General features: G+C 59.3%; 19 protein-coding genes. 2 read left to right on the top strand and 17 right to left on the bottom strand.

Annotated elements, in window-relative coordinates; translation table 11 throughout:
- Window positions 1-21 precede the first annotated feature (21 nt).
- Together phbB and MGMAQ_RS10250 are read left to right on the top strand one after the other, a co-directional pair.
- Entirely contained in the window at window positions 22-738 is a 717-nt protein-coding gene (gene phbB, locus MGMAQ_RS10255; RefSeq protein WP_046021473.1) for an acetoacetyl-CoA reductase, read from the top strand.
- Window positions 739-1374: 636 nt separating this feature from the next.
- A complete protein-coding gene (locus MGMAQ_RS10250; protein WP_158498830.1) occupies window positions 1375-4866 on the top strand; it encodes a S8 family serine peptidase in 3492 nt (1163 codons plus the stop codon).
- Window positions 4867-4998: 132 nt separating this feature from the next.
- Here the strand turns inward: MGMAQ_RS10250 and MGMAQ_RS10245 are convergent, their stop codons facing one another.
- The 17 genes from MGMAQ_RS10245 to MGMAQ_RS10165 form a co-directional block, all read right to left on the bottom strand.
- The gene (locus MGMAQ_RS10245; RefSeq protein WP_046021472.1) at window positions 4999-5895 is read right to left on the bottom strand and encodes an ABC transporter permease; all 897 of its coding nucleotides are present in this window, start codon (window positions 5893-5895) and stop codon (window positions 4999-5001) included.
- On the bottom strand, window positions 5892-6848 hold the full coding sequence (locus tag MGMAQ_RS10240) for an ABC transporter permease (RefSeq protein ID WP_046021471.1): 957 nt from the start codon (window positions 6846-6848) through the stop codon (window positions 5892-5894). The genes MGMAQ_RS10245 and MGMAQ_RS10240 overlap by 4 nt, the downstream gene beginning before the upstream one ends.
- Before the next feature lie 37 nt (window positions 6849-6885).
- On the bottom strand, window positions 6886-7380 hold the full coding sequence (locus MGMAQ_RS10235) for an HPP family protein (protein WP_082085369.1): 495 nt from the start codon (window positions 7378-7380) through the stop codon (window positions 6886-6888).
- Between the two features lie 90 nt (window positions 7381-7470).
- Window positions 7471-8067 carry a cytochrome b/b6 domain-containing protein gene (locus tag MGMAQ_RS10230; RefSeq protein ID WP_046021470.1) on the bottom strand — a complete coding sequence of 199 codons (597 nt, stop codon included), beginning with the start codon at window positions 8065-8067 and terminating at the stop codon, window positions 7471-7473.
- 70 nt (window positions 8068-8137) lie between these two features.
- Window positions 8138-9265: a rhodanese-like domain-containing protein gene (locus tag MGMAQ_RS10225; RefSeq protein ID WP_046021469.1), complete on the bottom strand. Its 1128-nt coding sequence runs from the start codon at window positions 9263-9265 to the stop codon at window positions 8138-8140.
- Between the two features lie 46 nt (window positions 9266-9311).
- A complete protein-coding gene (gene soxZ, locus MGMAQ_RS10220; protein ID WP_046021468.1) occupies window positions 9312-9644 on the bottom strand; it encodes a thiosulfate oxidation carrier complex protein SoxZ in 333 nt (110 codons plus the stop codon).
- A gap of 16 nt (window positions 9645-9660) precedes the next feature.
- Window positions 9661-10146: a thiosulfate oxidation carrier protein SoxY gene (locus MGMAQ_RS10215; protein ID WP_052716301.1), complete on the bottom strand. Its 486-nt coding sequence runs from the start codon at window positions 10144-10146 to the stop codon at window positions 9661-9663.
- Between the two features lie 48 nt (window positions 10147-10194).
- Window positions 10195-11739, bottom strand: a complete 1545-nt coding sequence (locus MGMAQ_RS10210) for a tetrathionate reductase family octaheme c-type cytochrome (RefSeq protein ID WP_046021467.1) — start codon at window positions 11737-11739, stop codon at window positions 10195-10197.
- Between the two features lie 111 nt (window positions 11740-11850).
- Entirely contained in the window at window positions 11851-12660 is an 810-nt protein-coding gene (locus MGMAQ_RS10205) for a CbiX/SirB N-terminal domain-containing protein (protein ID WP_046021466.1), read from the bottom strand.
- Entirely contained in the window at window positions 12653-13459 is an 807-nt protein-coding gene (gene cobA / locus MGMAQ_RS10200) for a uroporphyrinogen-III C-methyltransferase (protein WP_046021465.1), read from the bottom strand. Before cobA ends, MGMAQ_RS10205 begins: the two co-directional genes overlap by 8 nt.
- Complete coding sequence (locus MGMAQ_RS10195; protein ID WP_046021464.1) at window positions 13456-14862, bottom strand: cobyrinate a,c-diamide synthase; 1407 nt, start codon at window positions 14860-14862, stop codon at window positions 13456-13458. Before MGMAQ_RS10195 ends, cobA begins: the two co-directional genes overlap by 4 nt.
- Window positions 14863-14976: 114 nt before the next feature.
- Window positions 14977-16230: an NrfD/PsrC family molybdoenzyme membrane anchor subunit gene (nrfD, locus tag MGMAQ_RS10190; protein ID WP_046021463.1), complete on the bottom strand. Its 1254-nt coding sequence runs from the start codon at window positions 16228-16230 to the stop codon at window positions 14977-14979.
- Between the two features lie 14 nt (window positions 16231-16244).
- Entirely contained in the window at window positions 16245-17009 is a 765-nt protein-coding gene (dsrO, locus tag MGMAQ_RS10185; protein WP_082085368.1) for a sulfate reduction electron transfer complex DsrMKJOP subunit DsrO, read from the bottom strand.
- The gene (locus MGMAQ_RS10180) at window positions 17006-17452 is read right to left on the bottom strand and encodes a hypothetical protein (protein WP_193788036.1); all 447 of its coding nucleotides are present in this window, start codon (window positions 17450-17452) and stop codon (window positions 17006-17008) included. The genes dsrO and MGMAQ_RS10180 overlap by 4 nt, the downstream gene beginning before the upstream one ends.
- A gap of 5 nt (window positions 17453-17457) precedes the next feature.
- Window positions 17458-19407 (bottom strand): NAD(P)-binding protein, encoded by a 1950-nt coding sequence (locus MGMAQ_RS10175; RefSeq protein WP_046021461.1) that lies wholly within the window; start codon window positions 19405-19407, stop codon window positions 17458-17460.
- A gap of 47 nt (window positions 19408-19454) precedes the next feature.
- Complete coding sequence (gene dsrK, locus MGMAQ_RS10170) at window positions 19455-20951, bottom strand: sulfate reduction electron transfer complex DsrMKJOP subunit DsrK (protein ID WP_046021460.1); 1497 nt, start codon at window positions 20949-20951, stop codon at window positions 19455-19457.
- Between the two features lie 24 nt (window positions 20952-20975).
- Window positions 20976-21716, bottom strand: a complete 741-nt coding sequence (locus tag MGMAQ_RS10165) for a respiratory nitrate reductase subunit gamma (protein ID WP_046021459.1) — start codon at window positions 21714-21716, stop codon at window positions 20976-20978.
- Between the last annotated feature and the right edge of the window lie 101 nt (window positions 21717-21817).

Here is a 21817-nt window from a genome sequence, read left to right as displayed (position 1 = left end):
AAAATACAGATGGAGAACCACATGTCACGAAACGTATTGGTTACCGGAGCCGCCGCGGGGATCGGCGCATCAATCGCTGAAGCATTCAAGGCCAAAGGCTATACCGTGATCGGCGTTGATATCGCCGAAGATAAGAACGCCGCTTTCACGGAGCGTACCGGCATTCCCACCTTTAAGATGGATGTGTCGGACTATGATGATGTGGCCCGTTGCATGGCCGAAGTCGAAGCCGCTCACGGTCCCATCGATATTCTGGTCAATAACGCCGGGATCACCCGTGATTCCATGCTGCACAAGATGGATCCGGCCAATTGGCAGGCGGTCATCAACGTTAACTTGGGATCGGTGTTCAATACTGTCCGCTGTCTGGCCGCCGGGCTCCGCGAGCGCGGCTGGGGCCGGATCATCAATATCTCGTCCATGAACGGCGAGCGCGGCCAGATGGGGCAGGCTAATTATGCCGCCGCCAAGTCCGGGATGTTCGGCTTCACCAAGTCGGTGGCCCAGGAAATGGCCCGCAAGGGTGTGACCGTCAATTGCGTCACCCCGGGTTTCATCCTCACCGACATGACCAAGGCCATGCCCGCGGAAATCCTCGAAAGCGAAGCAAAGAAGATCCCGGTGGGGCATCTGGGCAATCCGGAAGACATCGCCAGTGCCGTGCTCTATCTGGCCAGCGAGGAAGCCCATTTCATCACCGGGCAGATCGTCTCGGTCAATGGTGGCCAGTATATGTAATAAGGACTGATATCCACACCGGATCGGCGGCTGTCTTTATGGGACGGTCGCCGATTTTTTTTGTGAAATGGTGCCCGACCATGAAAAAAGAGCTTCTGCAGGCTCCCTATGAATCCTAAATGGAGAATATCGCCTATCCGAACAATTTGTGATAGGGGTGGCGAACCATTCGAAGTTTCCGGTTACCTATGATACTGTATAGGTGCTGGGGAGCGAGGACGAAGACAATGCGAAGAGGCAATTATGGCTAAAGATCTCGTGCGCCTGGTCGGCACCCTTTCTTCTTCTGATTCCATGTGGTTTCGCAGTTTGGACAGCGAATGGGGGCCTTGGGATGTGCTCCGCAAATTCGAGTCCGAATCGCAAAGTTCGAAGGACACCCCTGGATCCAGTGACTCTCCGCACTACTCTTCGCATGCCGCTTTGGCTCCGATGGCACGCCCCTCGGTAGAAACGTCGCGTTCCGTTGAGCCAGACGGGAAAGTGGATTTGGGCGGAGGCGATGTTACGCCTCAGGCTCAGGCAATGGCGCTCCCGCCGACCGATCCGGGATATGGCTACCAGTGGCATTTGGACCAGGCTAATGGGGCACTGAACACGATCTCCGGTTTTGAAAGTTTTTCGGCCTCCGTTGATATGAACGTGACGCCTGTCTGGGAAGACTATAGTGGCGAGGGCATCGTTGTCGGCATCGTCGATGACGGGGTTCTTTATACCCATCCGGACCTGTCAGCCAATTATCGTACGGATTTGGACTTGGATGCCCGCGGTGGGGATTTGGACGCCATTGCCGAGGCCGACGATGGCCATGGGACCTGGGTCGCCAGTATGGTGGCCGCCGATGATGATGGTTCTGGCATGGTCGGGGTGGCTCCCGATGCACAGATCACGGGTTTCCGCATGGGCTATGGCTCCGATGGCAGTTTGGCGCAGGAGCAGACCGTTCTGGAGCAGATGGTCAACGTCGACGTCGCCAACAATTCCTGGGGCTACAACGGCTATTTCTGGGACAATTTCGAATCCAGCTATTTTAACGCTCATGGCCAGGCCGTCGAAGATGCGGCGACCCTGGGCCGAGACGGCTTGGGTACGGTCACCGTGTTCGCCGCCGGCAATGCCGGGGACGAGGGTCAGAATACCAACTATCATAGCTATCTGAATTCGCCTTATGCGATCACCGTGGGCGCTCTGGATTCCCATGGCGATGTCACTTATTTCAGCACGCCCGGCGCATCGGTTTTGGTCTCGGCGCCTGGCCAGGACGTCGCGTTGGTCAACGATGACCCCAACTTGTTTTCCATTGTCAGTGGGACTTCTTTCGCGGCTCCCGCCGTTTCCGGTGTGGTTGCTTTGATGCTCGAAGCCAATCCGGATTTGGGGTATCGCGACGTTCAGGAAATCCTTGCTTATTCTTCCTGGGAAAGCGGGACCACGACCTATCAGACCAACGGCGCCGACAACTGGAATGGCGGCGGATTGACCGTGAATGATGGTGCCGGTTTTGGCATGGTGGATGCCCATGCGGCCGTGCGCCTTGCGGAAACTTGGACCGCGCAGTCCACCGTCTCCAATATGCAGACCCTGAGCATGAGTTCGGCGCCCGGCGCGGCATTTACACTTGGCAGCGGCGTCACCGATACCATTACCTTTGCTCAGGGATTGGAACTCGATCATGTGCAGGTTCGCCTGGATATCGATCATACCTGGATTGGTGATCTTTCCGTTTCCCTGACCTCGCCGGATGGGACCACAAGTCTGCTGGTTGACCAACCTGGTTATGGCAGCGCAAGCCAAGACGATGTTTTGTTCACCTTCGGCTCGGTTCAGTACTGGGGCGAGGACGGCATCGGTGATTGGACCTTGTCGGTCAATGATTTGGCGGCCGGTGACGACGGTATCCTGCAATCTTGGGAAATCATCCTGCACGGCGATGTGATTGACAACGACGATACCTATTTCTTCACCGACGAGTGGGCAGGCTTTGGGGCTGATGGCGCGCGCAGCCTGTTGACCGATACGCTTGGCACCGACACGCTGAATTTCGCCACGATCACCAGCGATTTGACCATCGATATGGCGGCGGGGAGCGTGAATTCCCTGCTGGGTCAAAGCTTCCAGATCGACGGCGGCTCTGTATTTGAGAATGTGTTTGGCGGTGACGGCAACGATATATTCTTAGGCAATGATTCAGCCAACGATCTGGTCGGTATGCGTGGCAACGACGTTCTTGTGGGGGGCGCGGGCGACGATTGGATCGACGGCGGCCAAGGCAGCGACGACGCGGCCGTGTTCTCCGGTACCATTTGGGACTATGCCATCAGCGAAACCGATGGCCTGTACACGGTTGTTGGTCTCGACGGAACGGATCAGGTCACTGGTGTTGAGTGGTTCCATTTCGGTGAAGGCGAGGATCTGCAAATCTTTTCCGCCACCGAAGTGCTGACGCCCCCGCCGCCGCCGGAGGATCCTCAACCGACCATTACCGGGACGGCGGGAAATGACCGATTGGTGGCCGGAGATGATCCTGATGGATATGTCATTGAGGGCTTGGCCGGCAATGATCTATTGATCGGTAAAGATGGCGGTGATCAGTTGATCGGCGGTAGCGGCGTTGACAAATTGTACGGCAAGGCTGGCGACGATACGATAACCGGCGGGGACGGCAATGACGTGCTCAAAGGCGACGCGGGTGCCGATACGCTGCTCGGGGGTGACGGTTTCGACCGGCTGTATATCGACGCGGACGATCTTTTGGTGGATGGCGGTGCCGGTACCGATTGGGCTATTGCCGTGGGAGCCGGGGTTACCCTCGACATGGCGGCCTCGAGCATCGAAAGAGCCAAGGGTGATGATGGGGCGGATATCTTCGATGGCAGTGGACTGACTTCAAAAACCGTTCTGTACGGCAACGGTGGTGACGACGTTTTGATTGGCGGTTCCGGTAGCGACTATATTCGAGGTGACGCCGGTGCGGATTCCCTGATCGGCGGGGCAGGCAATGACCGGCTCTACCTGGATGGCGACGATGTGTTCGTGGATGGCGGCGCGGGGGTGGACTGGGCCTTTGCCAAGGGTGGCGATGGTCTGACCCTTGATTTGGCCGCCACCAATATCGAAAAGGCCGCGGGTGATGGTGGTAATGACACCTTCGATGCCTCCGGCCTCGATTCACAAGCCTTCCTTTATGGCAAGGGCGGCGACGATGTTCTGATTGGCGGTGGCGGACGGGACATCATCAAGGGCGACGCGGGTGCCGATACCCTGATCGGCGGCGCTGGAAACGACAGGCTCTATGTGGATGGCGATGATCTCCTGGTGGATGGCGGAACCGGCTCTGATATGCTTTTCGTCAACGATACCGGGGGCGTGAGCATTGATCTTGGGGCCGCCAGTATCGAGACCGCCACCGGCGATGCCGGGGCCGATGTGCTGGATGCTTCCACCGCGACCGAACGCGTGGTGCTCTATGGCAAGGGCGGCGACGACACATTGAGTGGTGGCGACGGTGATGACCTTGTCCGGGGCGACGATGGCGCCGATGTGCTGATCGGCGGTGCGGGCGATGACAAGCTCTATGTGGATGCAGACGACACCTTGGTGAACGGCGGCGATGGCATTGACTGGGTCTATGCCCGAGGGAACAGCGGATTGGAGCTGGATCTCGCGGTTTCGGAAGTCGAATATGCGGTTGGCGGTGATTTTGCGGATCACTTTGATGCTTCCGGATGGGCTGATGATTCAAACCTCTATGGTCGCGAGGGCGACGATGTATTGACCGGCGGCGGTGGCGACGATCTTCTCCGTGGCGATGAAGGGGCTGATCTGCTTATGGGCGGTGCCGGCGATGACATTTTGTTTGGCGGGACCGGAGATGACGTGTTCCGCTTTGGACTGGGCGATGGCGCCGACCGGATTCAAGATTTCAATATTGGCGATCTACTTGAATTTGTCGGTATATCCGCCGATAGCCTGTCCGTGGATACCCTGGGTGACGATGTCATTTTGTCCATCAATGGAACAACCGACAGTGTTCGCGTTGATACGCCGAGCCGGGATCATACCGGGAGCTACTCGATTACCGAGACCGATGAGGGGACTGTCCAGTTCGCATTGGAGCCGATCGCCTAGCGCCAGTCGGGTCCATTGGGACCCGTTGGACAGGCGCGACCCTTGACCGTAGCCCGCTACGCTCTGCACGCCACGCCTGCCCCTGAGACAAAATGATTCGGTCAGAAGGGGGCATATGAAACGCGAAAAGCTTTAGTGACCCCGTTCCGTCGCTCTGGGATCCAGGGCGTCCTGCAGGCCGTCGCCGAGAAAGTTGAAGGCGATGACCGTGACGAAAATCAGGGCACCGGGCCACAGGGCCAGGGCCGGGCTCTCCCACACCAGTTCCTGGGCGTTGGTCAGCATATTGCCCCAACTGGGCACCGGCGGCTGAATACCCAATCCCAAAAAGCTAAGCACGGATTCCAACAAGATCACGTTGCCCACGGACAATGTGGTGGCGACAATCACAGGTGATAGCAAGTTGGGCAGGATATGGCGCAGCACGATCCGGAGTTGTCCGGCCCCTTGGGCACGGGCGGCCAATACGAATTCCCGCTCGCGCAGAGATAAAGCGGCGCCGCGCACCAGCCGGGCAACGGTGGTCCAGCCCACCAGGGCGACGATCAGAATGATCCGATAGAGGCTGGCCTGTTCGCTGGTGGCCCAATCAAAACCCACCTTCGCCGGATCCACGGCGGCCAGCACGATCAGCAGGGGAAGCAGGGGCAGGGAGATCACCCCGTCGGTGAGCCGCATCAGCAGGGCATCCGCCCAGCCACCCCGGACTCCGGCCAGCAGACCCAGGGTCGTGCCGATGATCGCCGCCGCCAAGGCTGCGGTCAGGCCGACCATTAAGGAAACCTGGCCACCGCGCAGCAGGCGGGCCAGCAGGTCCCGGCCCAGTTCGTCGGTGCCCAACGGATGAGCCATGGAAGGGGCCGCGAAACGGGCGAACAGATCAATGGATTCCGCATCGATACCCAGCAACCATTCGACCAGGGGTGCCAAGAGTACCAGGGTCGCCATCAAGATCAGGCCGATCATGCCGGCAACCGCCAGCCGATGGCGCAGAAAGCGGGCTCGAGCCGGGGAGTTCCGGCGAATCATGGATTGGCCTCGCGGAAGTGAATGCGGGGGTCGAGGCCCATATAAGCCAGATCCGCCAGCAGATTGCCCAGCAGGGTCATGGCGGTGGCCAGGAGGAGGGTCACCAGGGCCAGATTAAAATCATTCCCCATCACCGCGTCATAGATCAGTCGTCCCATGCCCGGATAGGCGAAGATCGTCTCGGTGATCAAGGCACCGGAAAACAACATACCGAAATCCATGCCGACAATGGTCGCCACCGGCAGCAAGGCATTGCGCAGGGCATGGCCGAGAACCACCCGTTGTTCCGACAGCCCTTTGGCTCGGGCGGTGCGAACATGATCGGCCCGCAAGGTCTCGATCATGGCGGCGCGCATATAACGGGTATGGCCGCCGATACTGGCGATGGTCAGGCTGGCCACGGGCAGGACAAGATAGCTCAGGCCGCTCCATCCGCCTTCGTGACCAATGCCGCCTGCCGGAAGGATACCCAGGAATACCGCAAAAACCAGAATCAACAGCAAGCCCAGCCAGAAGGGCGGAATGGAAATTCCGGCGAAGGCCAACAGATTGACTCCGTAATCCAACTTGGAATAAGGCCGGGTGGCGGCCCACATGCCCATGGGCAGGCCGATGAGCAGGGATAACGCCAAGGCCGCGACCATCAGCCGGGCGGTATGGCTTAGGGCGTCGGGAAGGACTTCCAATACCGGCTTGGCGAACAATCGGGAATAGCCGAAATCCCCATTCAGCGCCGCGCTCAGCCAATGGCCGTAGCGCTGCAAAAGGGGCTGGTCCAGGCCGTACAAGGCTTTCAGACGGGCCGCGTCGGCAGGAGTCAGATTAGGATCGGCGGAGACCATCAGATCGATGGGATCGCCCGGCATCAACCCCATCAAGCCGTAAACCGCAAAGGAAACCGCCAACAAGACGATCAGCGATTGCAGCAGCCGATGGATTATGGAACGAAGCATGGCCGGAGTATAGCGGTGTTGTCCTCGACAATGAATCCTATTTGGGTTCGAGGGGATAGCGGGTGCGGGGCGGAACTCTATGGACCATCATGGCCAGGGTCACCAATAGCAGCGATCCAGTGAGAATGGGCACCAAAACGAACTCAAATCCAGGATCGGCGTAGAATATGACGATGGGATCGGCGCCCGCCGGAGGATGCGTAACCCGCAATATGGCCATCAACAACATGGCCAAGCCGACGGCCAGACCTATCGCCCACCAATCCGGCGGCAGGATGGCGCGCAGGGCGATGGCCAGAATGGAGACGGCGACATGGCCGAGAATGACATTGGGCGGTTGGGCCAAGGGACTGGAAGGCGCTCCGAACAGCAAAACCGCGGTGGCTCCGAAGGGAGCAATCAGCAGGGGAATACCGCTCATTTCGCCGATCCCGGCCACCAGGGCAATTCCCACGCCGCCGCCGAGGCCGATTTTCAGCCAACAGACCCAGGGCAAGGGTGGTAAGGGGCGGTGGAAAAAGCGTTTAGGCATGAACGGTTAGAGTTCCCGACTGATAAGACACGTCGAAAACCCTAACCGCCTTCTCCCCCCTGCGGGATTGATTGTGGTCAAGTATATCTTTTAGTCTTCGATATCCTCGTAGCCGGTGATCATGGCGATGATATGGGCCATGGGCGTATGGCCGGTGGTCGCAAAGTAGATATGGACCACCAAGAACATCGTCATCATGAAGGCGGCCACCACATGGACGAAGGCAACGAATTCCAAGGTCACGGTCCAAGCAATCCAGGCGGGCCATTCGTTGTAATAGAGATAGAGCAGGCCACTGATCCAGATCAACGGGTTGATCATCAGCTTGACCCCTAGATAAGCTAGTCGTTGCAAAGGGTTGTGCTTGTGCAGGGTGGTTTGCTTGAAAGGGTGGGGGCCGTCGTAAAATATGCCGCCCGTATAGTACTTCATCATGGCAAACAGGTTCTCGGTGGTCGGAATATACTGCTTCCATTCGCCGGTGGTGAAGTGCCAGAAGATGGCGAACAACCACAGCCCGATCAGAATCCAGGCAGCGGTGGTATGGACTTCTCCCGCTTTTTCGAATCCAAGGAAGGCAAAGGTTCCATGAATCTCGAAGCCGGTAACCATCATGGTGATGATCAAGGCTGCCTGACTCCAGTGCCAGAACCGTTCGAACTTCTTGAAGATATAGACGCGTGCCATGAACCTATCCCCTGTAGGATTTGAGCCCGACGGGGCGACCGGGGCCGCCCCGTCGGTAACGGATTGGGTCTTATTCCGGCGGCGAGATCTTGATGCCGCCGTCCTTGGCGAAGTCCACCACGGCGTCCAGGTAATAGACCTCCATGTCCGGTTTCACCATCTTGACGATGTCATAGGCTTCGCTGCTACGGGCGCCGGTGGCGCAAACGAAAACCAAGGGCTTGTCCGCGGGCAAACTGGCCACCTGTTCTTCCAGTTCTTCCACCGGGATGTTGCCGACGTTTGGCATATGGGCGGCCTTGAATTCGCCCGGATCCCGCACGTCGAGCAGGTGGATGCTATCGGGCGCGTTGGCGAGGATGGCCTTGAATGAATTGATGGTGATGGTATCGCCATCGGGGCCCACTTCCAGCTTCACCGCCTGCTTCGGCATGGCCTTTTCGGCGGGCGCCGCCGCCGCATCACCGGCCCCATAGGCCTTCTTCCAGGCGGGATAGCCGGCCTGGAACAGCATGATATTGGTGTAGCCCAGGGCCTTGGCCTTGTTGGCGGATTTCAGGCTCAGCGGGCATTTCGGGCCGCCGCAATAGAAGATCAACCGGGTCGCCTTGTCGGCGGGCAGCTTATCTTTCTGCTTGTCGAAGAAAGTGTTGGGAATGTTGATCGCCGTGGGCACATGACCCTTGTTGTATTTCTTGCGGGCCGGGCGGGCATCAATGATTACCGAGCCGTCGGGCTTGTCGATCAGTTTTTTCACATAGGCCTCGGAGACCGATGCGTAGTTGCCAGATTTCTTCCATTTCGGGAAGCCTTCGGCAAACACCATGGCGTTGGTGTAGCCCAAAGCCTCGGCCTTGTAGGCGGACTTATGGCTGAGCGGGCATTTCAGGCCGCCGCAGTAGAAGATCAAGGCTTTGGCCTTATCCTTGGGCAGCATATCCACTTTCTTGTCGAAGAAGGTGTTGGGTATGTTGATTGCTCCCGGAATATGGCCGATGTCGTATTTCTTGCGGGTTGGGCGGGAATCGACGATGACCACGTCGTCGCGGACGGGAATCACCGCATAGGCCTTGAAAGCATCGTAATCGATGATTTTCGTATACTTCTTAAAGGCCGCTTCTTCGGCTGCCGAGGCGTCTCCGACCCAAGGGGCCAGGACGAAACTCAGAAGGAACAGGAAACCGGTTAACCGTGTCATCGTGAAACCCTCCTCAGGACGTTTTTTAATAGGCGTTCATTCAGTATCAGGCGCTTGCCACCGCAACGGTGGCGCTCTGGCGATAGGTGGTACCGTCGTCAGCGACCCAGGCAAATTCGAAAGTTCCCGCGCCGGGGACCCGGGCATGGAACGTGAAGTAAGGGTTTTCCGAAACCCCGGAATGCCAGTCAGACGTTACCACTTCCTGACCATTGAAAGTGCAGGTGAAGGTGCGAATCCGGTTGCGGGGTACGGTCTTTCCTTCATGGTCCTTGCGCCAGCCGGTCTCCATGGGATGCCAGGCCTTGGTGCGGATAAGGAAGTCCTCGCCAGGTTTGATGAGGGCCGGAACCTTCACTTCGGGTGCTTTGTCGTTCATATCCTGTCCTCCCTGATCAACCGCATCCACCGCCACCGCGGGCGATTTTGCAGCGGGCCTTGCCGATATGAAATGAACCATCGCCCATTTCCGCCAGAACCGTGAGGATCTGGGTGCGCGCGACGCGAATCCGCGTTGAAATCTTGGCCATGCCGGACATGGGACCGAAACGGTAGGTGGCGATCTCTGGCACCGTGTTGCGTTCGGCAATGATGTGAATGGCCTTGACCCGGTCGTCGGCGGTCATGGGGCTATCCACGGCGATCGCCACGCGCACCTGCTTGCCATACTCGGTGTAGGGCGGCAGGTCGATGGCGATGCGGCTCAACTCGGGCTTCGTGCCGCCGGTGAGTTGCTCCAACAGTTGCTTGGCTTCCTTGCGCCCGGCCAGGGCTTCAGCGGGCAGCAGGGTGGTGAGCGCGGCGGCCAGCCCCGCCGTGCCGCCCATGGCCAGCACTTGGCGCCGGGTCATTCGTACTTCGATGTGGTCCATTCGATCCATTTCGATCCTCCATCCTATCGTCCCCGTGGGGCGGGATCTAAACGTGTCTTAGTGCTTGCGTGGGTTTTTGGGCGAGACGATACGCAGGAAACCATGGCCGAGCACACCCACCAGGGTCAGGATGACCAGGGCATAGCCCGCATAGTCCACCAGCGGCCATGTGTCACGACCGGGCAGATACATTCCCGTTACGCCCGCCAGGCGCCCATTCTTGGCGTGGCAATCGACGCAATCGAGGGACTTTTCGGTCGGCGCGACCATATGGGCCATGGGCCACATCATGGTGGTTTCAACAAAGCCCAATTCGCCGCTGAATTCCATACCCACGGCCGCCAAACCCTTGGCAACGGAGTCTTCCCATTGGAACTGGGTCCAATAGCCGTCTTTCCCGGTGGTATGAACCGGCGCCATGGTGTTTTGTTTGGCATCGTAGGGCTGCTTGCCGCGCATCACCTTGACCGGCCAAAGGCGTGAGTCGGGATCGTCGGCGCTGCCTTCGAAGCGGTTGATTTCGACGATGCTCTTGGGATCGATCTCATCGCCGACCAGGGTGTAGCGCACGTCGCCATTGAACCAGACATATTCCGGGATGACATCGCTGCCCCACTTGAAGTCACCTTTCTTGGAATTATAGATCTCTTGGCCCCTGGCATCGAGTTCATGCATGGGCTTGCCATTTTCGTCCATGCGACCGGCGGTGGACCAGTCCCACCACATTTTGGTGGGGAAGTCGCCGCGGGCAAAGGCCGGGACGTGGCAGGCTGTACAAGCGAGACGATCCGTATGATCGTTCAATTTCTCGTTCTTCATGGGGCGCTGGCCGTGACAGGCCTGACAGGAGGCGCGGTTCTGCTCCTTCTTGCCCGGTACCACAATATCCTCGGCACCCTTGGCTTTCGGGGTATAGCGGCTGCCAGCGACCATGTGGGCATCGGTGGTATGGCAGGTGGCGCAGGAGAAATTCAGGCCGTCGGCATCCATGTGCACGTCCAGGAACATGTCCGGCGTGGTCATGGAGGGATCCAGGTCCCCATGCTTCACGGCTGCGCCGCCGCCACCCTTGAAGTGGCAGGCGCCACAGGTGGCACGGCTGGTCGGGCCGACGTTCTGGGCGATCAGGCGCAGATTGACACTTTTCTTATCCCGCAGGCGTTTCTTGTCATAGGTGCCCGTGCCGTCGTGGCAGACCAGGCAATCCACATGTTTCTCTGATGAGAAATCAAACTCGTTGTCAACCCAGCCATAGCCCACGTGACAGGTGGAACAAGAGCCGATATTGGACTGGGTGGAGATGCAGAAGTTATTGATAACGTTCCGCTTGCCAAGCTTCTGGCCGGTATCCTTGTTGACCACGGACCAGGTCCAATGCTTGGTCTTGTGGACCTGTTTGGCGGCCTCGGTATGGCATTTCAGGCAGGCCTCGGTGACTTGCGGTCCGGTTTCGAACGGGCCTTCCAGTTCCTTGAATTTGGTGTGATCGGCGGTGGAGCCCTTGTCGGCCGCGCTAACCGGACCGGCGCCCCCCATGATCAGGGTCAAAGCCAGGAAACCAAGCACAAACGAGACGGCACGATCCATTAGTCGCAAACGCATATCAACCCCCGAAGATACACTGTACGCTTTGTTACACTTTATCGTTTTTGACCGTGTTGTCACCAGTGTATATTAGGAATTGCTGCAATGCGTTAGACGCAGGGGAAACTCTTAAATCCTGGAAGCACTCTCAACCTGACGCAAAATGACGTCGGCGATTCGCCGTTCGCAGCCGACGGCGCGGCAGTACCACACTTGCCGTCCGTGGCGTTCAAAGGGGCCAGCAGGGGTGCCGGTCTCGGCCAAATGAATCAGCGCGGGGTCGAGAGGGTCCAGGCTCAACAAACGGGGCACATCTTCGGCTCCGTGCAAGCCGTTGGAAATCATGAAGGGAATGACGATGACATTACCTTTGGCGGTATCATTGTGCCATTCGTTGACCAAGGGCGGGTGTTCCAAAAAGGCGGTGCGCACATCGGCGGCCAGCTGCATCTCGGCAAGCTTGGCGGCCACGGCCTCGGTTTGAATGGCGGATTTGCGATTGCGGCTGGACCCATGGCCCACCAGGATCAGGCAGGTATGATCCGGGTGGAGGCCATGCTCAGTGATGATCGAGCAGGCCCGGTCGGCCAATACTTCCGCCATTAGCGGGTGCGTACCCACCGGATCGCAGAGCACCAGCTTTTTATTGTCCCGTTCGGTAATGGTTCCAGTCAGTCCCATGGCCGCCGGGATCACCTCGCCGGTGATATAGCCTTTGCAGGCCAGGTTGGGCACCAAATAGATCGTCTCGGCGGCAATACCTTCCAGGCACTGGTCCAATTTCGGTGCTTCTTTCCAAAACCCCACCCGGACCTCGGCGAACAGGTCGCGTTGGCGCAGGTCGTCGGCATGGTCCAGGGTTGCCTTGGAGGACTGGGGATTCTGGGTCGACCCATGGCCGATGATCACCAGAGCCGCGTCCTTGAATGACCTATCCATGGGCCTCAATGTCGCAAGCTGACTGCGGGATTTTCCAGGCCAGTGTATCAGCCAGGGCGACCACACGACCGATGACCAGGAGACTCGGCGCTTTGAACTGTTCCTTATCCAATACCGCGGCTAGATCCGAAAGGGGCGCCGTGACCGACCGCTGACGGGGCGTGGTGCCCGATTGCACGGCGGCGGAGGGAATCTCTGGCGATAGACCATTGGCGATCAGCTCGCGGGTGATGCGCTCCACATTGGTCAGGCCCATATAGATCACCAGCGTCGTGTTGGGATCGGCCAGACCCGCCCAATCCAGGTCCAGTTCCTCGCCTTCGCGCACGTGGCCGGTGACGATCCGAACGCCGGTGGCCAGCCCGCGATGGGTCAGGGGGATACCGGCATAGGCGGTGCAGCCCGCCGAGGCGGTAATGCCCGGCACGATCTGAAAACAGATGCCGTGTTCGGCCAGATACATGGCTTCTTCGCTGCCGCGTCCGAAAATGAACGGATCGCCGCCCTTCAGACGCACGACCCGGCGACCGCTCTTGGCCAGGTTGACCAGGGTCTCGTTGATGTCATCTTGCTTCATGTGATGGTGCAGGGCCGCCTTGCCGGCGAAAATGCGGGTCGCTCCGGCGGGAATCAGGTCCATGATCTCCTCGGATACCAAGCGGTCGTAGACCACCACATCGGCTTCTTGAATGAGTCGCAGAGCCTTAACGGTCAGCAGGTCCGGGTCTCCGGGGCCTGCGCCGACCAGCGCCACGCAAGGAGATTGGGGTTGCGGTTCCGTGCTTTGTTCTTCGGTCATCGGGTTCCTCCGGCCACCAGATTTCGGCGGTCTTGTCTTTGTGCCCGGACGAAAGCGACGAAGCGCTCTGTCCAGGGGTTGTCCGCCACATGGCGCATATGGCCGTATCCGGCCAGAACATTGTTGATGACGATGCCGTCATTCTGCCCATCGATGCCGTGTCCGCGCAAGACCTGCCAGGCATAGGTCAAACCCGGGTCGCAATCGATCAAACGGGAATAATGGAATTCGTGGGCCGGAAAGGCCATTGGCTGTCCTGTCTCGTCACACAGGGGCCAGGGGCCCGCGCCGGTTTCCTTCAGGCGGGTATAGCCGCGTCCTTGGGGCCGGGCACCCATTACCGTGCGTCCGGGGATAAAGCCGACCATCTCGTGGGTTTCGCCTTGCCATTCCACCGAGCGCGACAGATACATCAGGCCGCCACATTCGGCATAGGCGGGCAGGCCGCCCTCCAAAGCCTCGCGCACCTGCGTTCGTATGGCATGGTTGGCACTCAGCGCCGCCGCTTGGGTTTCCGGAAAACCACCGCCGAGGAACAAGCCGTCCACGGGCGGAAGTTTCTGGTCGCGGGTCATGTCCAGGAACACAAGCGCTGCCCCGGCCGCTTCCAGGGCTTCCAGGTCGCCGGGATAATAGAATCCGAAGGCCGCATCACGAGCCACAGCGATCCGCAGGTCCTTGGTCGGCGGGGTCGGGCGAGGGGAGGGGGCGGGCGAGGCCGGTGCCTGGTTGGCAATTGTCAGCAATTGGTCCAGATCCACGCAAGCCTCGATCGCATCGGCGATGGCCTCGATTTGCGCCCGGGCCATTGGATCCTCGTTGCTGGGCATCAGGCCCAGGTGCCGTTCCTTGATCTCCAATCCCACGTTCTTATGCACCGCGCCGAGCACCGGTATTTCCGTGTAGTGCGCCAACACCGCCCGCAGTTTTTCTTCGTGGCGCGGCCCGCCGACTTTATTGAGGATGATTCCGCCGATCTCTACCTCGGGATCGAAGGCCTGATTGCCCAGCACCAAAGGGGCCACGCCCCGGGTCATGCCCTGGCAGTCGATGACCAGGATCACCGGCGCCCGCAATAACTTGGCCAGAGCGGCATTGCAATCGACGCCTTCCAGGTCCATGCCGTCGTAGAGACCTTTGTTGCCTTCGATCAAGGAAATATCGCCCCCTTGGCTTCGATGATCAAAGGCATCGCGGATCTCGTCGGCGGACTGCACGTGGAAATCCAGGTTGTGGCAAGGAGATCCGGCGGCGCGGCCCAGCCAAAGGGGGTCGATATAGTCCGGCCCGCGCTTGAAGGGGCGCACATCCAACCCACGACGGGCCAGCGCGGCACAGAGGCCGATGCTGACCGTCGTTTTGCCCGACGACTTGTGGGCGGCGGATATATAGACGTGACCCATGGATTCCCCTTGGTGGTCTGGTCCCTATATGGGGGGGATTCAGGCGATCGAAACCCCGGAAATGCAAAGGGGGCCGTTGAACCGGCCCCCTGTCGTCGCTTTATGTGGTGCCGGTCAGGCCTGTTCGGCGAGGGCCTCTTCCTTGGCCAGTTGTGCCTGAGTTTTTTCATAGTCCGGATCCAGGAACTTGTCCGCCAAGGAATTGGGCACGATCCGCAGGGCCTTGATGGCCACGGTGACGATCAGCAAAGTGATCGCAAAGCCCATCACGCCCAGACCCACTTCCCAGCCGCTGGGCGTATAGGAGGCGACCACGCCATCGGCGAAGCTGCTCGACACTTCCAAGCCCGGGAACAAAACCAGCGGGAAAGCCTGACCGCCGATGATGGTTACATACATCTGTGCCATGCCGCCCAGGATCACCAGGATCGAGGCCCCGGCAATGGCGCCACGGTTCTCGCGGGTTCCGGAATGGAATAATAGGATCATGGGCAGAACGTAGCCGATGCCCACTTGGCCGACCCAGAACAAGGTGGTGTAGATCCCGCCATTCATCAGCACGAACGTCTCCCAACCATGATGCTCGGTGGCATAGAGGTTGGTCAGGTGATAGACGATGACGAAGTAGAAGGAACCGGCGACGAAAATCCGCAGCATGCCACTCATGCGGTGAGTGACGAAAAGTCCCATCTCCCTGTCGGTCCAGCTGTAGATGGCCATCACGACAAGGTTAAAGAAGGCCAAGCCGTAGGCAAACGAGAAGACGATGAACATGGGCGCCATGATCGCCGCGTCAAAGGCTTGACGGGCGACAATGAAGCCGAAAATCGAGCCGGTACCGGTGGTCAGCGCCAGCCGCCAGACAAAGGCGAATAGGCCCATGCGCGGCGCCACGGCGTGCATCCGGCGCTCCATCATGGTCCAGAGATAGGCCAGCACAATGACAAAGAATCCGGTGTACAGGTAGATGTTCCAGGAGAAGATGGACTTGAAGTTATAGCTGGTCATGGCCACCGTAAGGCGGTCCGGACGGCCCAGATCAAGCACTAGCACCGCCAGACCTCCCGCCAGCAGCGAGACGGAAAGCACGGTCGAAAGCGGCGCCAGGGGCTTATACATCTTGCGACTGAAAACAGAGCTGACAGAAGCGACATTCAGCGCGCCGGAGGCGGCAACAATCAGGAACACGGCGAAGACATGCGGGGTGCCCCAGACGACTTCGTTGTTCATGCCGGTGACCCAATGTCCGTTGTGCTCCATGTAATACATGCAGCCCAGTCCGACGGCGACGATCAGGCCAAGCCAGGCGAGCAGGGTGTAGTACTTGCTGCCCGAGGCGTCCACATGATCCAGATAGATCCGTTTCATTAATTCATTCCCCCTCAGAAGCCGTGGTACAGAACGCCCGGGTTCAGTCCCAGGTCGGCCCGGATCTGGGTCGTTGCGATCGTGGCGACCTTTTTGGCGATGTCGCTATTGGGATCGTTGAGATCCCCAAACATCATGGCGCCTTTGGCCTTGGCCGCGCAGGCTTCCACGCAGGCAGGGATCTTGCCGTTATCCACCCGGTGGGAGCACATGTTGCAGCTCTCCACCGTGCCCTTGCCGCGCGGCGAATGCGGCTTTTGCATCATCAGGTCTTCATGCACGAAGGACCGTGCCTTGTAGGGGCAGGCCATGATGCAATAGCGGCAGCCAATGCAGATATGCTTGTCCACCAGCACGATCCCATCCGCGCGCTTGAACGAGGCCCCGGTGGGGCAGACGTCGGCGCAGGGCGGGTTTTCGCAATGCTGGCACATCATCGGCAGCGAAAAGGAAAAACCGGTGCTGGGGTTCTTCACGGCCACCTTGCGGATCCACTGGGTATCTTGAAAGGAGTCGCTCTTTTTTTCGTCGCCCCAGCCGTGCTCGGTCTTGCAGGCACCTACACAGGTGTCGCAACCGGCATCGCATTTGGTGGTATCGATCAACAGGCCCCAACGGACCTTGTCGGTGACCGGGCCGGTGACCGCCGCGTCGGCGGCCTTCGGTGCCACCAGCAAAATACCGGGGGCAAGGGTCATGGTCGCAGCGGCGGCGACGGAACCACTAAGGAACTGACGTTTGGCGGCATCATGCGAGAGTTCTTGGCGATGGTCGGTCATCGGGCCGTCTCCTCTCCCATGCGCTTATGTGCCAGTTCAAAGCCTTTCCAGGCACCGTCTTTCAGCTCGCTATGGCCGCTTTCACCCTTGACCGGGGTATGGCAGCCGAAGCAATCAATGGTGACAGCGGCATAGGCATGGCACTGTTTGCAGAACCCATAGAGGGTTTCCGCCTTGATCTGTGGGCGGGGATCCGGCGTGGCATGGCATTCGACGCATTCGGTCAGGGAATACTTATTTCCCCGAATACCTTCCCGCATGGTCTCGTCGCGCTGATGCTTGAGATAGTCCATGTGGTTGCGCCGCATGACATTGGTGGGCTCCACACATTGTGCGCCCTTGCCCTTGATAATTTGGGGCATGGGCACGCCGTCACCGGCCTGGGCCGGGGCAAACCCCAGCGCCAGCACGGCAACGACCATTAACCACGTCATCCGGATCATGGGTGTTACTCCCCGAGGCCCATGTCGATGTAGCCGGTCGGGCAGACATCGGCACAGATGTGACAACCGATGCAGCGGGTGTATTCGGTAAACACGTACCGACCCACGGCGCGCTCGGCTTTCTTGGTGCGATGTACGGCATCCTGCGGGCAATAGATCACGCAGTTGTCGCATTCGAAGCACATGCCACAGCTCATGCAGCGGGCGCCTTCGTCCTGTGCGCCTTCTTCAGAGAGCGACTGGATGCGCTCTTGGAAGTTGCCCAGCACTTCGTCGGATCCGATTTGGATTTCCGGACGCTTGTTGCGCTCCTTGAAGGGGAAGTGGCCCAGGAACAGGTCGTTGTGCGGGATGATCTCGGCGAAGGAGCGGTCTTCGTAGTTGTGAACCGCGAAATCTTCGTCCGAGGTTCCCCGGGTCGGACCCTGCGCCTTTTCGGGCTCCAGACCACGACCGCGCAGCTCGTCCATCAAATTGAAGTGATGCACGTCGACACGCGGGCGCTTGCCCAGTTCCTCGGCCCCGGCCAGAACCTTGTCGATGCTCTCGGCGGCGATGGAGCCCTGACCGATGGCGGTGGTCAGCAGGTGCGGACGGATGATGTCACCACCGGCAAAGTGCGGCTTTTCCTGGCCCTTGACCCGGAAGGTCTTGTCGGCCTCGATGAAACCATTGCCGTTGTCCACGGACTCGATGCCAGTCATGTCGCCCATCTGACCAATGGCCGAAACCACCAGGTCGCAATCGATGGTGAACTCGGTGCCTTCGCGCGGGATCGGGCGCATGCCGTCCATGTCGCACTCGCACATCTTCAGGCCAATGGCGCGACCGTTGGAGTCCTTGAGAACTTCCAAAGGCATCACGCCGCCCTTGATGTCGACACCTTCGCGCAGCGCATCCTGACGCTCGTGATCGGCGGCGGTCATTTCCTCGATCGGGAACAAGGAGGTCAGGGTCGAGGCCACGCCTTCGCGGGCCGCGGCGCCGGCCACGTCGTGGGCGGTATGACCCAAAACGATGTTCTCCGGACGATCCTTTTCGTTGACGGTGGAAATGTGACCCAGGCGGCGGGCCACAGAGGCCACGTCGATGGAGGTGTCACCACCGCCAACCACGACAATGCGCTTGGTCACATATTTTAGGCGGCCTTCGTTGAAGGCGCGCAGGAAGTCCACGCCGGTCAGACAGTTGGGGGTGTTTTCCCAGCTGGAAATCGGCAGGCCACGGCCCTTCTGGGCGCCGATGGCCCAGAAAATGGCGTCAAATTCGCTTTCCAGATCACCGATGCTCATATCGACACCTACTTGGACGCCGGTCTTGGCTTCCACGCCCATGTCGATGATCCGACCGATTTCAGCGTCCAGCATCTCACGCGGGGTACGATACCCGGGAATGCCGTAGCGCATCATGCCGCCCAGTTCAGGCAGGGATTCGAACACCGTCACCCCATGGCCATCTCGGCGCAGGAAGAAGGCGGCGGCGAGACCGGCCGGGCCACCACCGATGACGGCGACCTTCTTACCGGATTCCTTGGCTGGTTTCGGAAACGACATCTTGTTCTCGATGGCCCAGTCGCCGACATACTGCTCGACCGAGTTGATGCCAACGAAATCATCGACCTCGTTACGGTTGCAGCCGTCTTCGCAAGGCGCCGGGCAGACGCGGCCCATGGTCGCCGGGAAGGGATTGGCTTCGGTCATGCGCCGGAACGCATATTCCTGCCACGGCATGCCTTCCACCGGCGGCTTGTCCATGCCGCGGGCAATGGCCAGCCAGCCACGGATATCATGACCCGAGGGGCAGCTGCCCTGGCACGGCGGGGTCTTATGGATGTAGGTCGGGCACTTGTAGGACCAACCCGCCTGGAAGATCTTGTCTTCGAAGCGCTGCCAATTCTGATCGCCGTCGGTATACCGACGGTAATTCAGGGCCGTATTCGACGTTTGTTGATTCATTGCTTCCTCACCGTGCTACAGAACTCTTGAACCGAAAGGGCCGGGGATTATTCCTTCGTACCCAGTTGGATGGCGTTGCTCACCAGTTGGTGGACAGAGACAATGGCGTCCATGTCAAACCCGTAGTAGGGCATCACCTTGGTGAATTGACTCTTACAAATGGCGCAAATGGCAGCCATGTGCGTGACCCCGTGTTGATCCCGGGATTCCGACAAAGCTTCCATGCGGGGCAGGGCCCCCTTGACGCGGAGCTCCATCAAATCGTCAGTCAGCAGACCGCCGCCACCGCCACAGCAATAGGTGCTCTCGTGGATGGTGTCCGGGGCCATGTCGACGAAATTGTTGCAGCTCGCCTTGATGACCTCGCGTGGAATATGGAACTGGCCGCCCGGCATGTCGCCCATGCGCGAGCCGCGCGCCACGTTGCAGGAGTCATGATAGGTGACCGTCATGTGGTCATTGGCTTCTTTGTCCAGATTCAAGGCGCCGCGTTTGATCATATCATTGGTGAATTCGCAGATATGCTGCGGCACCGGATACTTCGGATCCAGAAAATCCCAAGGACCGGCCATGGTATTCAAAAACGAGTAGGCCACGCGCCAGGCATGGCCGCATTCACCGAACACGATCCTTTTGACACCCAAGTCCAGCGCGGCCTTGCGGATGCGGTTGGCAACCTTGAACATCTGGTCGTATGAGCCGATGAACATGGAGAAGTTGGCCGCTTCGGAGGCATAGGAACTGACCGTCCAGCTCACGCCGGCCTGATGGAACACCTTGCCATAACCGATCAGCCCATCGATGTGGGGTTCGGCAAAGAAGTCGGCGGACGGAGTCACCAGCAGTACATCCGCGCCTTCCTGATTGACCGGGTACTTCACGTCGAAGCCGGTCTCGTCCTTCACGTCTTCTTCCAGGTCCTCCAGGGTGGCTTCCAGGGCCGGTTCTGGTAGGCCCAGGTTGTTGCCGATCTTGTGAACCTTGGTCAGGATCTCGTTGCAATACTTCTGACCGACGCCGATATGGTCCATGATCTCGCGGGCGGCCATGGAAATCTCGGCGGTATCGATGCCGTAAGGGCAGAACACCGAACAGCGGCGGCACTGGGAGCACTGGTGGAAATACTTGTACCAGTCGTCCAGGACCTCTTTGGTCATGTCCTGGGCGCCCACCAGCTTCGGCGCGATCTTGCCGGCCAGGGTGAAATAGCGGCGGTAGACGCTGCGCAGCAGATCCTGACGCGCCACCGGCATGTTCTTGGGATCGCTGGTGCCCAGATAGTAGTGACATTTGTCGGTGCAGGCACCGCACTTTACACAGGAATCCATGAACACTTGCAAGGACTTGTACTTGCCCAGCAAGTCACCCATCTTGGCAACGGCCTTGTTTTCCCAATCGTCCACCAGCTCGCCGGGGAATCCCAGGGGCTCCTGATGCTCGGGCTTGGCAATGAACGGCTGTGAATGGTCCATCGCGCCCGGTTGAATGGCCGGGATTTCTCGGTAAGCCCGAAGTGCCGGAGTCTCGATTTTAGCCTTGGCCACGGTTTCCTCCAGTCGTCCCTTTGTTTAACGTTCCCGCGTCGCGTCCATGGGAGCTGCCCAGGCAGCCACATGGCGTCGTTCGCGCGGGTTATCGACCATGGTCCGGGTCGGGCTAAAGAACACGCCCGGCGCGTGCAGCAGCTTGCTGAACGGAAACACGATCATGAGAACGGCTACCAGGCCCAAATGGATGAGCAGGGCAGGGTCGCTGGGCAGGGGCTGCCAATCGAATCGTACCAGACCCAGGGCAAAAGCCTTGAGCTGTACGATGTCCGTATGGGCAACGAACTTCATGCCCAGACCGGAGGCGCCGATACCCACCAGCAAAGCCAGCATGAGATGGTCGGAGGGGTTGGAGATGTAGCGCACCCGGTCAACGAGCAGCCGCCGCGCCCAGAGGCCCAAGAGTCCCACCACCATGGCCATGCCGCCATAAATTCCAAGAGGTTGCATGAGGGCCAGCCAGCCCCAAACCGGCTCCACGAAGTATCGCAGATGACGCACCAGCGCGATGGCCATGCCGGCATGGAACAGCACGGCAAAGATCCAAATCCAACGATTGGACTTGAAAAGGCTCTCGAACAATGCCACCTCTCTGGCGACACGGAATACCACACCGGTCTTGGTGATCGGCGCGGGCGTCGTCGGGATCACCAGTGGCGACGGAACCGTCGCAAACTGTTTGATCTTCAGCCCTGTAAAGACGACCAAAACAATGGCCGCGAAGTAGAAAAGTAGGGCGTAGACTACCGTTAGGAGCGTCATGGAGGCGCTCTCCCTCACGAAAAACCAGAAAATTCAACACGTTCCCGGATGCCGGATGGGGAAACCCTGAAGGCGTCACCCAATCCGGAAAACCGGTCATC

This window comes from Magnetospira sp. QH-2 (assembly GCF_000968135.1).
Taxonomy (GTDB): Bacteria; Pseudomonadota; Alphaproteobacteria; order Rhodospirillales; family Magnetospiraceae; genus Magnetospira.
Note: the sequence above shows the minus strand (reverse complement) of the source record. Positions and strands in the feature narration are given on the sequence as shown.